Genomic DNA, 14,834 nt, shown 5'->3' with positions numbered 1-14,834 from the left:
TATAATGAAAGAGAATTCATATAGTAGTTTTACAGGAGGAATTAATATGATAAAGAAAATTGTTGCAGGTACAATTATATGTACTGTTTTAGGTACATCTAATATCATGTCCTATGCAACTCCTACCAATACAAATTTAAATGCCACAAAAAATAACGATAAAAAAGCAGAAACGATCAAAGAATCTTTTGAAGTTGTTATTCCAGAAAAGGATTTTGTTACAAGCAATACAAACCTAGTTCTATCTTTTAAAGCCCCTAAGGACACAAAGGTATCCATAGCGGTTTATCATAATACCAGTAAAGAGGGAGAAGAGGAAAACTATGTTCTAACTCATGAGCTGATTGAAGTGACCATTGGTGAAATTCAAATGGGATGGGCAGAAATAGAGCTAAAATCAGGACTGAATAAAATAGAATTTACAGCGGAATATAAAAATGGGTTAACAGATAGTGTTGTAAGGCATGTCAACGTTATGAATGTAGAGGAAGTAAAAGTACTACTTGAGAAGATCGTAAACAACTCTACTCTAGGTGTAGGAAAAAGGCCATAGGGTTTGGAGTGATAAGCCATGAATAGGGAGCGACTAAAGACCCTAATTCTTTCAGTTTTAGTGTGTCTTAGTATTTTTCTAACACAGCAGTTGTGGTTTCCATATCCAATGGAGATTTTTAAATCTGAAGCGACAGATGGGCGAATCAATACAATGGCGGTTTCGAAAGAACGCAAGAAAATTGTTTCCCCCAGTGCAGTTGTGGTCAGCTTTGGTGCTGGAGATAAAAGAACGAATCAATATACAATTTTATCCTCCAACCTGGATATGGTTTGGAATGAAAGCAAAGATATTCTCAAGAGCTACTTTTTAGGAGATGCAGAAATAAAATCAGTTTCAAAGGAAAGCTATGTGCAGAGTAATCTTTTAAAATCCATCGAACTAGAGTTCCCTAAGAATACGCCAGCGATTCTGGTGTCTTCGCATTTTGATTCCTTCGACAATAAAATTGTTAAGAACGTAAAGGTAATTAATAAAATACTGATTCCTGCTTTGAATCGAGGTACAATCTATATTGTAGATAATGAAGAAAATGTATTTGAAGTGAAGCTTCCAAAATATGAAGAAAACTCTGCACTTATAGGCTTTATTGATGATTTGGCAAAAGTTGAACACATTAAATATCACCCTATCTTTTCTCATCTCGATGAACAGGGAGGCAACTACACGCCCATACCTGTTACCTATTCTACTTTAGCTACGCAGACCGTTGTAGAAAGCGAAATTGATATAACGGATGATCTCATATTGATAGAAAAAGCAAAAAAATTCTTCAATAAAAGCTTTGATTTCGTAAAAAGTATCAGAGAGGCCAATGGTGCTGTGGTTTATATTTATGGGTACGGTGAAAAAACCCTCCGTATTAGCAGCAAAGGTGCTCTGGAGTACAATGAGGAGATTGGGAATATATCTAGTACAAACATTGTAGACTCTTTAGATGCAGCTGTAGAATTTATGCTTCAGAAAAGAGATTCATTGGATAATCTGTATTTAAAGGAGATTAAAAAAACCTCCGATAACACTGGATACTTATTTGGCTTTAGCTACCGCATCGGGGGCTATTCTGTAGAGACGAAGGATAGTGAAGTAAAGCAGCCCATAGAGGTGGAGGTTTACGGTGACAAGGTAAAGGTATATCGAAGCTCTGTACGGAAATTGATGGATATCAAAGGCTTTACGCCAGAGCAATTGGTAATTAATTTCCCAAGCATCATTGATAAAAATATTAAAAATTTAAAGACCGAATATTTTAACACTGGAGTTCAACCAGAAGAAGAAATGGATGATAGCAGCAAAATATCAGAGATATTAAAAAACATAGAAGAGGTAAGGATGGTTTATTTTGATACCATGGAAGAATATAAGGGACAGATTCTAAAGCCCAGCTGGCGTGTTAAAATTAAAGGCGATGTTTATTACTTTGACAGCTATACTGGTGATTTAATAGGTAGAGGCTCTTCGAATAATGTTACCTTCAAGTGATGGTGGTGAAATTCTATGGATTGGTCCAAAGCAAAAAATATTTTAATTGTAGCCTTCATCGTAACAAATATTTTTCTGACATATAGTTTGCAAAGTAAGTTTTTTGGTGAACAGGAAAGTCAAATGATTACGGATGAATATGTAATGGATGTTGAAAAGCACCTAAATAATAATGCCATTTACTTGAATGTGAATATTCCCAGAGAGATTGTTTCTCTGCCGATATTGATGGTAAGATACCATGTATTTGATGCTGAACAGACAGCTTCAAAGCTTTTAGGCAAAAATTATCAGCGGCAAAATCAGACCTTGGAGGATAAAATTTTAAAGAAGGAAATCTTTAAGGGCCAGGACAAGGAATTAATCATAGACGGTGGAAAACGAATCCAATATATGAATTATGATGGAAATGTTAAACATTTTGTACTGAATGAAAAAACGGTCAATAAGATGAGTAATGATTTTTTAAAGCAGAATGATTTACTGACTCCAGATATAGAACTGTCCCAAGTATATTACGGCAAACAGGAAGATTTAGAAGACGAACAAGTCTATAAATTAGTCTATAACCAGAAATACAAAAATAAGTTCCTGGGGGAAAGCTATATCCATGTCTATGTGAGCAATCGGGGTGTCGTGAAAATGGAAGCCATGCTCCTGGAGTATGAGAAAACCCAACAGCAGAAGAAAGCGGTTATTCCTGCGGCAGAAGCTTTAACGAGGGCCATGGGTGCAATTGTAGGAGAAAATGATGGCGATGTATTTGTAAATGAAATCAATCTGGGGTATTATTTTAGTCCTTCCGACTATATGGAATCGGATTGGAAAGAAATCGTATCCGGAACTGCATTTCCATCGTGGAAAATAACCATCGACAACGGAAAGACTTATTTTGTAGAGGCTTACAAAAACTAAAGCAAATTCATACCAATTAAAATCCAAGAAAAAGACTGCGGTCTTTTTCTTTTTTTATGAATTAACCCGATTTACGTGACCAAAGAAAGCAATAAATTGAGGGTAGGTCAATAGGACAAGCACCAAATTTGCACGACTAGAAGGAGTGAACAAATTTGAGCTGCAAGAATGCGTCAAATGGGCAGAAGCGCCGATAAAGTTGGTTTCCAAATAATCCTAGATTATAATACTTATCAAATAAGTAAATAAATGCTATAATAAATTCAAACTGTGAAAGTTTGGTATAATATTGAATTATAGTATATTTAAATAGATATTCATGATGTACATCCTCTATGGAGGGTGTAGACTATAATGAAGGATGGTGAATCACTGACTGAGGTCAGTAATATATATGGAAAAATTAATAATTGAAGGCGGAAAAAAGTTAAATGGTACGGTTAAAATCAGTGGATTTAAAAATGCAGCAGTGGCTATTCTGCCAGCAACAGTACTGGCTGGAGATACTTGCGTAATCGATAACTTACCACAAATCAGTGATGTAAAAATATTAGCGGATATGCTGTCCAGTTTGGGCGCAAACGTAAAGGAGTTAAGACCCAATACATTGCAAATTAATACAACTGCCATGGAAGGTTGCTTTGCAGATCACGATTTAGCAAAGGAACTAAGAGCTTCCTATTACCTTTTAGGGGCTGGTCTCGGCCGATTTAAAAAAGCGAAGGTGGCATATCCAGGAGGATGCTCCATTGGAAGCAGACCTATTGATCAGCATATTAAAGGATTCGAAGCAATGGGTGCCAGTGTCAGTATCGAGCATGGTATTATCACTGTGGAAGCAGATAAACTAGTTGGTGCAGAAATATATTTGGATGTTGTCAGCGTTGGAGCAACTATTAACATCATGCTGGCAGCAGTTATGGCTGAGGGAACAACGATTATAGACAATGCAGCAAAGGAGCCTCATGTTGTGGACATGGCCAACTTCTTAAACTGCATGGGCGCAGACGTTAAGGGCGCAGGTACCGATGTAATAAAAATTAAAGGTGTAGAAAAGCTGGGTGGTTGTATCCATACGGTGATACCAGATCAAATAGAGGCTGGGACTTATATGATTGCTGCCGCTGCTGCTGGTGGCGATGTGTTAATCGATAACGTCATACCGAAGCACTTGGATGCCATCACTGCAAAGCTGAAGGAAATGGGTGTTACGGTGATAGAAAACGGGGAATCTTTAAGGGTAATCTCTTCCGGTAGATTGAAGAGTGTTGGCATCAAAACCTTAGTGTATCCAGGATTTCCAACGGATTTACAACAGCCAATGAGCAGTCTGTTGTCCACAGCAGAAGGAACGGGAATTGTAACGGAAACTATTTTTGAAGGGCGCTTTAAGCATGTGGATGAGCTGAAAAGAATGGGTGCAGACATCAAGGTGGACGGTAGGGTAGCAGTGATCCATGGTGTTGAAAATCTAACAGGGGCAAAGGTGTCCGCTTCCGATCTGAGAGCAGGCGCTTCTTTGATCGTTGCTGGTCTTGCGGCGAAGGGCGAAACCGAAATAGAAAATGTTCACTATATCGACAGAGGATATGATCAATTGGAACAGAAATTGATCAGCTTGGGTGCAAGCATCAGAAGAAAAAAGGAAACGAATTAAGACTAATTTAAGGATTGTTCGATATAATAAGGATAAATTGGAGGCAGTAAATATGACAGTTCGTTTTTGCTCTTTAGCAAGTGGGAGTAGCGGTAATTGCCATTTGGTCCATGATAAAGATCATTTCATATTAATAGATGCAGGGCTGAGTGGCAAGCAAATAGAAAATAAGCTGAAAGAAGTTGATGTAGATCCTAGAAACCTTTCGGCGATTCTAGTGAGTCACGAGCACAGCGATCATATCAATGGTGTTGGTATATTATCTAGAAGGTATAATGTTCCCATTTATGCGAATACTGGAACATGGGAAGGGATGGGCTGTAAGATTGGAAAAGTTAAGGAGGAAAATATAAAAAACTTTGTATCCAACGAAGATTTTTATATTGGAGACTTTAACATCCGGCCTTATAGAATCTCTCACGATGCCAATGAACCCGTTGGATTCAGTATTAAGAAAAAGGATATTAAAATAAGCATTGCTACAGACCTCGGGTATATAAGCGAAGATGTTATAGGTGAAATAGAGGGCTCCAATCTCGTCATATTAGAATCGAATCATGATGAAGAAATGCTGAAGGCTGGCAGCTATCCCTATAGCTTAAAGAGAAGAGTCCTTTCAAATATGGGGCATCTATCCAATGAAGCCGCAGGGAATGCCATCGTTGAGCTGGTACACAAAAATGTAAAATCCATATTACTTGCCCATTTGAGCAAGGAAAATAATTTTCCTGAACTAGCGATCGCAACAGTAAAAAATATTTTAGAAAACAAAAAAATTATTGTAGGAAGAGACATAGAACTAGATTTACTGTATAGGGACAGGGTAAGTAATATATATCAATTTTAATCCTATATTTTAGTTCCTTGGAGGCGATTCGTTTGAATAATTTTGAAAATGAAAGAAAAAATCAATTTGAAGAGCAGGATGCAAACACAAGTAGCAGAAATAAAGAGCAAGAAACAGAAAGCTACAGAGAGCTTGCAGTAGAAGAGGTAGAGATGAAAGCGGAAGAATCCATCCTACAAGTGGAGCCTGTAGCGGTAAATGTAAGCATAGAGGAAATGGAAAAAGAACTCAACAGGATGGAGAGAAGATTCTCCAAAGAATCACGCAAAAGGTTTATCAGTGGTACCTTAGCTGGAATAGTTTTGGGAGGTGCGCTAACTTTAGGTGCTACCTATCAGCTTTTGCCAGAGATGTTGGAACAAAGAGGTATATCATTTAATGAAGCTGCACAGAACATTACAATTAACCCGAACCAGGATTTAACAGTATATTCTGCCGTTGCTAAAAAGGTAATGCCCTCCGTCGTAGGTATTACAACGGTTTCTCTTCAGAGAACCTGGCTGGGCATGCAAGAAGCATCGGGAGTAGGTACTGGGGTAATCGTAGATGCTAGAGGGTATATACTGACCAACTCCCATGTAGTAAATGATGGTAATGCAAAAGAGGTAAAGGTGCTTCTCAGCGATGGTAGACAACTGGATGCTAAGGTTCTATGGAATGAAGCCAGCTTAGATCTTGCAGTGATAAAAATAGAAGGAGAAAACTTTATCGCCGCAGATTTGGGTGACAGTGATGGTGTAGAGGTAGGAGAAATTGCCATTGCCATTGGAAATCCACTGGGACTAACCTTTGAAAGAAGTTTAACCCAAGGAGTTATCAGCGGATTGAACAGAACCATCACCATAAATACTGCTGGGGAGACCATAGAAAACCTAATGCAGACAGATGCTTCTATTAACCCAGGAAATAGTGGTGGTCCATTACTAAATGCAAAAGGACAGGTTATAGGGATCAACACAGCTAAAATAAGCACTGGGGAAGGCTTGGGATTTGCTATACCAATTAATATTGCAAAACCAATTGTAGATCAATTCATTGAAAATGGAGAATTTACAAGGGTATATCTGGGCATTAGAGGATTGAACTTAGATGCTTATAGAGCCTATAGTGGAGAACAGACACCGGTAGAACATGGTGTTTACGTTAAAGAGGTATTGGAAAACTCAGTGGCAGCAAAGTATGGAATTCAAGGAAATGATATTATCGTTAAAATTGATAATGATGAGATCAGTAGAATGAGCAATTTGACAAGATCCATCTACAAATACAGACCGGGAGACAAAGCCACAATAACGGTAATCAGAAATAACAAGGAAGTAAAGGTCGATATTGTATTCGAATCATTTGCAGAAAGATAAAAACATATCTAGAAGGTACATCTAAGGTATTGGCGTTGAATATCTTTAGATGTACCTTTTTTATGACCTAACCCAATTTATGCGACCGAAGGGAGCAATAAATTGATGGTAGGTCAAAGGCAACGAATGCCAATTTTATCGACTGTAAGGAGAATAAAATTGTGCAATGAGACTGCGATCTAACCCAATTTATGCGACCACATTTAGTTCCTATGACCTAAGAAGGGGCTCTTTTGGATAGTGCTAGAGAAGAGATTTTATGGAATAAAAACAAAAGAATTGAATTATTGAATGGAATGCTATATAATGGAAATAGTCAGAAAATAATGGATAAATCTTTCAACAAATGTATGAATTACTTACTTTAACAAATACTATACTAAGAAAAAACAAAGGATACTATTCAGCTACAGGTTATTCATATGAAAATAGAACCTTAATTGGAGTTGATTATAGATGTATGTAGTGTGCGGAGAACATTTAGAAGATGCAATAGACGATTTTGTTGATGTGTACGAACAATCGCCAGATATCTATGAGCTAGAGAAAGTGTCATTTTCAGATTGGATGGCACCAAAAACCTGTGATTTTTGTGATAGGATACCTAAATATTTAGTTGTATAGTCGAGGGCTCCTCGGCTTTTTTTATGACCTAACCCAATTTATGCAATCAAAATACTTTTAAAAATAAAGCAATTTCACGTGAAACATCGAAACCAAAATATGGATAGGCGAACGAATTTCCCAGCTTAAAATACATGCAATTATCATTATGTAATTTGAGTGTTGGTAGGATTCATTTTAGATGTCTAATATATGAAGGAGCGAATTTATGAATATAACAATAATCAGTGTCGGCAAATTAAAAGAAAAATATTTAAAGCTGGGCATCGATGAATATATAAAGAGATTAACAAGATATGCAAAGCTGAACATCATCGAAATACCGGATGAAAAAGCTCCAGAAAACCTTAGCAGTGCAGAAGAGCAAATCGTAAAAAATAAAGAGGGAGAAGGGATCTTAAAAAATATAAAAGATGGAATGTACGTTATCGCATTGGATTTAAAAGGAAAGATGCTTTCTTCCGAAGAGCTGGCAGATAAGTTGCAAAGCTTAGGTGTAGCTGGCAATAGCAATATTGCTTTCATAATCGGAGGCTCTCTAGGACTTTCAGAAGATGTGCTAAAACGAGCAGATTATAAGCTATGCTTTTCTCCCATGACATTTCCCCATCAGTTGATGAAGCTGATATTGCTGGAGCAGATTTACAGAGGGCTTCGAATTATTAAGGGGGAACCGTACCATAAATGATGGCAGATTTTTGTAAGTAAGTGCTAGACCCAGGGGTTACGTTTAATAATCGTGTAACTCCGATGCCTAGCACTTACTTTTTTTAATTAAACCTTAATTCATTGCCAGTAATTTTAAATTGGGCTATAATGAAAAAAATGGAAACTCATTGTTTTTATATTCAACATACCAACATTGATATTATTGTTTAATATCAGGGGGGAAAATATTGGAGAAATTGAGAGTTGCAGTCAATGGAACGGAATTAGAAGTAAATCAGTATCCTAGAAATGGAGAAACGATTGTGTTTATACATTTTTCAGGGGGAAATCTGGCACAATGGAATGGAGTTGTACCATATTTTATTAATAAATATCACATAGTTACGTTGGACCTTAGAGGACATGGGAAGTCTGAGAAAGTAATGAATGGATACACATTAGACAATATGGCAATAGATATTATAGAAGTTATGAATCAATTAGGAATAGAGAAGGCACATATAGTGGGAAGTTCCCTAGGTGGAGAAATTGCAGTAAATCTTGCAGCACATTTTCCGGAAAGAGTACGGTCTATTGTAGCAGAAGGTGCGATTCAGAACTACTTTGGTAAAAACGGCGTGTGTGATATAGCAAAAGAGGAAATACCAAATAAAAAAATAGAACTGCGAACTAAAAGAGCAAATAAAAGCAATCCTGTTTTTGATTCAATAGTTGAAAAAATTGAGATGGCAAAGCAGAACTATGAGCAGGGTGGTATACTGTGGAATCAGCAGATCGAAGAATTCGAACGATATGATAGTTCGGAAACAGGAAATGGAAAATATACATCTGCTTGTCCCAAATGGGTAATAGATAAATATTTAGAAGATTTTTGGGATATCAAATTCGAAAAGTACTTTGAAAATGTTATCTGTCCTGTTTTAATGCTACCCAGTGAAGAGGAATGGAAGTCGAAGGAGATAAAAGAAGGCATAGAAAATTTTCAAAAGCTTCTGAGGTCAAGTCAAGTTGTGGTTATTCCTGGAGGGAGCCATGCATATGTTACATTCCAGTATCCGCTAGAATTTAGCAAGGCGATTCAAGCATTTCATAAGGACATAGACCAATATTAATGAAAGCCATTGGTAATTGGGAAAGGTGCTTTAGTACGTATTGAAAAACCACTATTACAACGGTACGTTGAACCATACTGTTGTAATGGTGGTTTTTAAAATAAGATCATAAATATGGTGTAATCTGTTCTAAATCCTAATAAGATTTAGAATTATATAAATTAATACTTGACCTTGCCATAGTGTTAAACTATATACTTTATATATAATCATGATTATATAACAGGTGGTGTTACAGTGTTCAAAATCGGGATGTTCTCTCAACTGGTACGGGTATCGCCTCGAATGTTGAGGCATTATGAAAAATGCGGATTATTTTACCCTGCTGAAATAGATAAAATTAACGGATATAGGCTTTATAGTTCCTCTCAAATTCCACTAATTTTAAGAATTGTTGCATTGCGTGACATGGGATTTTCTATTCAAGAAATTGGAGATATTCTAGATAATTTTGAGGAGCAAGACAATACGCGCAAAATTTTTCAAGAAAAATCAAAAGCTATTCAAGAGAGTATTTCCAATGAGATGAAAAAGATGGATTTATTAAATAAAATGTATGAGCGGATAGAGAAAGGAAATTATACAATAACCTGCGGAGAAGTTATATTAAAGACAATACCTTCTATACAGGTATTGTCACTAAGAGAGACCATTTCTGATTATAGTTATCAAGAGGCACTTTGGGAAAAAATGTATGCCTATATTGGAAATAATGATTTGTATACGATCATAGAAAATGATGTTATTGTTATTTATCATGACACAGAATATAAAGAACAAGATATTGATATTGAAATAGCTGTTCCTGTAAAAGAACTAAGAAAAAGCACAGATCAATTTATCTTTAAAGAGTTAGAACCTATAGCACTTGCTGCCTCAGTAATTTGTGAAGGATCCTATGATAAGACCCTCCCAGAAGGGGAAACCATGCTGGCTAAATGGATTGAAGATAATGGGTATGAGATTGTAGGAAGTGAACGAGCATATGGATTATGTCATCCAGGAAATGAGCAAGACCCTGATAAATATCAAACAGAAATCCAGTTTCCAATAGTTAAAAAGCATAAAAAGGAGAGATGAAACTATGAGTGATGCAATGAATAATGAAACATACCAAATGCCAGTACCAAGCTTAACACTTAAAAAATTAGACCGGTTAGTAGGTACATGGAAAGTATCGGGGCCAGATATTAGTGGACAAGTTATCTACTCATGGATGGAAGGTGGTTTTTTTCTAATCCAACATGTGGACCTTGAGCAATATGGACAGAAAATAAAAGGTATCGAAATTATTGGACAGGATCGAGAATTTGGAGTAGAAAGTCCAAGTGAAGATATTAAATCAAGGTATTTTGACAATATGGGAAATACTTTTAATTATACCTATGAGATACTAGAGGATACCCTTATTATTTGGGGTGGAGAAAAAGGATCCCCTGCTTATTACAAAGGTCAGTTTAGCCAAGATGGAAATAGCAACAGTGGTGCCTGGGTATACCCTGGGGGTGGAGGCTATGAGTCTACAATGACGAAAATTAAATAACGAAGCTGTTAAAATACTTATATGCACTGTAGGGATAAAAGAACTTATATCCTTGCGGTGCTTTTAAGTTGTTTTAAAAAAGTAAAATTTATCCAGTAAGTTTTCTGTCATTTGCTTTAATCTTCTATCTGGGCTTCAAAGCTTATAAAAGTAGTTTTTAGTTAATTTTTAAAAAATAGAGGACTTAAGGATTTATTTATAGAATTAACTCCTAAGAAATGGAAGCGCCTTATAGAAAGCAAGCCACTGTTAATTGCTGCCAATGAAACTGAATAGATCCAAGTAATTATTGTAAAAATTCACAAACGGTTGTTAGACGAAGGAAAGGAAATAACCGTTACTTTCTCCACTTATCTAAATAAAATTATTGTGCTTGTAATCTTAGGCTTAAGAAAGAGTTAGAAAAATAATTGGGAAGAAGGAGCGGTCGTATGAAGTTAAATGTGAATTTAGCAAGGAAAATCCTGTTTTTCCTAGTAGTCATCAGTTTGTTATTGTTCGTAGGATGTAATGGTCAAGAGGCAACAAACGTAAGAGACAATCAAAGTGAATCCAATCATCAAAATACCCAGGATTCTAAACCTTCAGAAGAATCTACCACAATTGTATTTCAGAATGTAAACCTGATTACAATGACCGAGGATAAGGTTTTAGAAAACCAAAGTGTAGTCATAAAAGATGGATTAATTGCAGAGATTGGAGAATTTAAAAAAGTAGCCATTCCTGAAGAAGCCCAAATTATAGAGGGGGAAGGCAAATACTTAATGCCAGGCTTAGTAGATATGCATGTTCATTTATGGCGATATACGGGGGATGAAAAACTCTACCTAGCAAATGGTATAACAAGCATTCAAAATATGTGGGGAAGTCCTGACCACCTCAGATTGAGAGATTTCAATAATAAAAGATTTCAGGGTCTTAGAATTTTCACGACGGGGCCATTAATGGACGGCCCTAATCCCATATGGCCGGGCAGTAAGATTCTAGAAACCTCAGAAGAAGCAAGGAAAGCCGTAATCTCAGTGCAGGAAAACAAATATGATGCAGTTAAAGTCTATGAACTTTTAAATGGAGAGGTCTACGAAGAGATTATGAAGACGGCAAAAGAAATAGGGATTAGAGTGGTGGGCCATGTGCCAAGAGCAGTGGGAATAAGGCGAGTGCTTGAGTTGGGTCAGAGCTCCATCGAACATTTAAGTGGCTATAGTTTACAGAACATCGAGAATGAAGCAGAAATGACAGTAGAAAATAATGTTTGGAATACACCTACATTAACCATTACTCATATATTTAAGGAAGAACACGAGATTGAAGGGTTAGAATATATTGTCCCAGAAACAATTACAATGTGGCAAGACATGAAAGAAAGAGCGATTGATGTATTCGACTTAGAAAAGCGACAGCAGATTGTCCGCACGATCCACGAAAAAGGAGGCAAATTACTAGCTGGCACCGACGCAAATAATCCTTTTATAGTTCCAGGGTTCTCTTTGCATAATGAACTAGAGTATTTATCTGGCGCAGGATTAACAACCTATGAGGTATTAAAAACAGCAACCTATAACCCTGCTGAGTTTTTAGGACAGTTGGATAAATGGGGAACAGTTGAAGAGGGAAAAGAAGCTGACTTAATTCTTTTATCAAAAAATCCCCTAGAGGACATTAAAAATACTAGATCCTTAGAAGGAACCATGGTTCGGGGCGTATGGTTAAGTGGTGAAAGCCTCCAAGCAGAAATAGAGAATCTCAAAAAAAGTTATTAGGATTTGAAAATGAACAACCATAAATGAATATAGAATTTTTTAATAAAATGGTACCAATAATAAGATGATTAAAGGGGTAGAAGGTGAACCGTACCATAGGTCGGTGCGGTTTTCCTTTTGAGTCTTGAGTATATAGGAGCGAGAGTGATTTGAATGACTTCTTTAAGATGCCGTAGAAAACTTACATCTTTTATTATCTTTTGTTGACTGTATAGCATTTTCTATATGCAATAATAACTTTTCTAAAAGATAATTTTTGTTGATATCATTGTCTTTTTTTTCTAATTCAACATAATATTCTTCTGTTGCTACAGTAACTATTTCTGCATTATTTACTAGATAGTTAAAAACAGACACATCTATGGCATTGATAGCTTTTTTAGTATGAAAACAATCTAAATCAATATCTAAAATAAATTTCTTGTTTATTCGATTGGAGATAAAGAAACCAGGTATAAACTTATTGATCTTATTTAATTTGAACAATAGCTCCTCCCCTTCGATTACCTTATCATATACATTAAGTTGGCATTCATCGTCGTGTGGAAATTTTTTACATTTGCTAGTACAGAGGGGATCGATATAGTAGATTTTACTATTGTCATAGTCTGTGCAAATATCTGCGTTCATTAAGCTAAATACGACTGCGTCTGAGATCATCCCAGTTTGCAATGCAAAATCTATATGTTCATTATTACAAAGCTTTTCTAATGAGGATATCATTGTACTTGATTTATTTATGTCTACATTGGCTATCAATTGATCTCTTACAGATCTCCACTCTAAACCAGCAACCTCACGGGAATACCTGTAAAAAGCACTACGAGTGTCCATGTGATGGTCAAAGGTTAACAATACGGGTGCAGTTTCATTATGAGAAGCATATTCTGACCATGGGATGATTACTTCATGATGATTCTCTACAATATAAATTTTCTTTTCCCCCACTACTTTTTCAGTTACTTTGTCTGTTTTCAATCGTAATCCCTCCTTTAAAAACATCCTAAAATTTTGACGTTATATAGAATACCATATTTTTAATCAAAGAAAAAGTGTTATTTTTTGGTGGACCTTTATTTTATTTGGACTCGACTATTTTTCGTGATACAATAAAGAAAAGCATATAAGTGAGGATGTATTATGACCAAACATCGCATCGATACAATGAGTGTAGCAAGTGTCTATCCCCTTTATGTTACAAAGGCGGAGAAAAAAGGACGTATGAAAACAGAAGTGGATGAAATCATCCGCTGGTTAACAGGATATAGCCAAGAAGAGCTAGAAGTCCAACTGGAAAAACAGAAAGACTTTGAGACCTTCTTTGCAGAAGCTCCTCAGATGAATCCTTTGCGGACTATGATTAAAGGAGTAGTTTGTGGCGTCCGAGTAGAAGAAATCGAAGAATCAACGATGCAGGAAATTCGTTATCTGGATAAGCTGATTGATGAGTTAGCAAAAGGAAAAGCGATGGATAAGATTTTACGAAAATAATAATTAAAAACGAAAAAACACTGATTCTATATATAAAATATAAAAGAATAAGTGTTTTTTGTTAAATTTGTAATAATTTTAAAGCTTTCGGCAATCTAATGGAATAAAATTATATTCCTTGTGGTGTAAGAGACCTTTTATCCATACTTACTCCTGGATCCAAAAATACACAGTACCATTGGGATCAATTGCATAAATAAAATGCTCTCTTTTTCCTAATAGAAAATGATCATTTTCAATATTCTTTTTGATTTCATTCTGATCCCACCATTTCTTTTTAATACTTTTTAGGTTGATCATTTCATTTTTTTCAATTGAATTTAATGTTGAATAAAAATTGATACTTTCTTCTTTAGACAACTTAAAAATACCATTTCCTATATTCGTATCGATGTTGTGAACCTCATAGATATCTGTGGCTGTTTTGGGGATATGCTTTGGAATCCACCCTCGCTCTATTGTAGCTACTGCATCTTGATAATTATCAAATTTAGAGCTAAAGGTATCATTAAAGTAATTCCCTAAAAAATAATAAGAAGTTCCTAGAAATAAAATAGATATTATTAATAAAATGGGCTTTTTAAATGTTTGTATGTTCATCATTTTCTCCTTTTCATCAAGTGTTTTATTAAGGGTTACAGTTCTAATAATTAAATACAATACAAATCCAATATAATTGGGAAGCAGCATGACAATTAGAGACCAAAGTGTAGCTTTTAATTGTAATGCCTTTGCATCGTTGTATATATATAAGCTTAATAATAGTTTGGTTATCAGATAAAAAGAGAAAAATATACCTGCCCAAATGAAGCTATTCATA

15 protein-coding genes are annotated in these 14,834 nt (G+C 35.7%); 13 read left to right on the top strand and 2 right to left on the bottom strand.

The features are described 5' to 3' along the window. Window positions 1-46 precede the first annotated feature (46 nt). The 12 genes from CLOS_RS14635 to CLOS_RS14585 all read left to right on the top strand — a co-directional run bounded on the left by CLOS_RS14635 (window position 47) and on the right by CLOS_RS14585 (window position 12,523). Window positions 47-553, top strand: a complete 507-nt coding sequence (locus CLOS_RS14635; RefSeq protein ID WP_012160620.1) for a hypothetical protein — start codon at window positions 47-49, stop codon at window positions 551-553. Between the two features lie 108 nt (window positions 554-661). Then, on the top strand, window positions 662-2,035 hold the full coding sequence (locus CLOS_RS14630; protein WP_330360304.1) for a hypothetical protein: 1,374 nt from the start codon (window positions 662-664) through the stop codon (window positions 2,033-2,035). Window positions 2,036-2,050: 15 nt separating this feature from the next. Next, entirely contained in the window at window positions 2,051-2,950 is a 900-nt protein-coding gene (locus tag CLOS_RS14625) for a two-component system regulatory protein YycI (protein ID WP_012160618.1), read from the top strand. 394 nt (window positions 2,951-3,344) lie between these two features. Next, window positions 3,345-4,607, top strand: coding sequence for a UDP-N-acetylglucosamine 1-carboxyvinyltransferase (locus tag CLOS_RS14620; RefSeq protein ID WP_012160617.1), 1,263 nt, complete (start codon window positions 3,345-3,347; stop codon window positions 4,605-4,607). Between the two features lie 52 nt (window positions 4,608-4,659). Further along, window positions 4,660-5,454 (top strand): MBL fold metallo-hydrolase, encoded by a 795-nt coding sequence (locus tag CLOS_RS14615; RefSeq protein WP_012160616.1) that lies wholly within the window; start codon window positions 4,660-4,662, stop codon window positions 5,452-5,454. A 32-nt stretch (window positions 5,455-5,486) separates the two neighbouring features. Beyond that, entirely contained in the window at window positions 5,487-6,812 is a 1,326-nt protein-coding gene (gene htrA / locus CLOS_RS14610) for a serine protease HtrA (protein WP_012160615.1), read from the top strand. A 456-nt stretch (window positions 6,813-7,268) separates the two neighbouring features. Continuing rightward, the gene (locus tag CLOS_RS15715) at window positions 7,269-7,436 is read left to right on the top strand and encodes a CxxH/CxxC protein (protein ID WP_012160614.1); all 168 of its coding nucleotides are present in this window, start codon (window positions 7,269-7,271) and stop codon (window positions 7,434-7,436) included. A 208-nt stretch (window positions 7,437-7,644) separates the two neighbouring features. After that, window positions 7,645-8,124 carry a 23S rRNA (pseudouridine(1915)-N(3))-methyltransferase RlmH gene (gene rlmH / locus CLOS_RS14605; protein ID WP_012160613.1) on the top strand — a complete coding sequence of 160 codons (480 nt, stop codon included), beginning with the start codon at window positions 7,645-7,647 and terminating at the stop codon, window positions 8,122-8,124. A gap of 208 nt (window positions 8,125-8,332) precedes the next feature. Beyond that, window positions 8,333-9,217 (top strand): alpha/beta fold hydrolase, encoded by an 885-nt coding sequence (locus CLOS_RS15395; RefSeq protein WP_012160612.1) that lies wholly within the window; start codon window positions 8,333-8,335, stop codon window positions 9,215-9,217. Between the two features lie 252 nt (window positions 9,218-9,469). After that, window positions 9,470-10,297: a MerR family transcriptional regulator gene (locus CLOS_RS14595; protein WP_156774462.1), complete on the top strand. Its 828-nt coding sequence runs from the start codon at window positions 9,470-9,472 to the stop codon at window positions 10,295-10,297. Between the two features lie 4 nt (window positions 10,298-10,301). Further along, entirely contained in the window at window positions 10,302-10,760 is a 459-nt protein-coding gene (locus CLOS_RS14590) for a hypothetical protein (RefSeq protein ID WP_012160610.1), read from the top strand. 431 nt (window positions 10,761-11,191) lie between these two features. Then, a complete protein-coding gene (locus tag CLOS_RS14585; protein ID WP_012160609.1) occupies window positions 11,192-12,523 on the top strand; it encodes an amidohydrolase family protein in 1,332 nt (443 codons plus the stop codon). Window positions 12,524-12,685: 162 nt separating this feature from the next. Here CLOS_RS14585 and CLOS_RS14580 read toward each other — a convergent pair whose 3' ends face one another. Then, complete coding sequence (locus CLOS_RS14580; protein WP_012160608.1) at window positions 12,686-13,501, bottom strand: UPF0489 family protein; 816 nt, start codon at window positions 13,499-13,501, stop codon at window positions 12,686-12,688. Window positions 13,502-13,663: 162 nt separating this feature from the next. Between CLOS_RS14580 and CLOS_RS14575 the strand changes: the two genes are divergently transcribed. Beyond that, entirely contained in the window at window positions 13,664-14,014 is a 351-nt protein-coding gene (locus CLOS_RS14575; protein WP_012160607.1) for a DUF2200 domain-containing protein, read from the top strand. Window positions 14,015-14,161: 147 nt separating this feature from the next. Here CLOS_RS14575 and CLOS_RS14570 read toward each other — a convergent pair whose 3' ends face one another. Then, entirely contained in the window at window positions 14,162-14,833 is a 672-nt protein-coding gene (locus CLOS_RS14570) for a hypothetical protein (protein ID WP_012160606.1), read from the bottom strand. Window position 14,834 lies beyond the last annotated feature (1 nt).

Source organism: Alkaliphilus oremlandii OhILAs, from assembly GCF_000018325.1.
GTDB classification, from domain to species: domain Bacteria; phylum Bacillota; class Clostridia; order Peptostreptococcales; family Natronincolaceae; genus Alkaliphilus_B; species Alkaliphilus_B oremlandii.
Note: the sequence above shows the minus strand (reverse complement) of the source record. Positions and strands in the feature narration are given on the sequence as shown.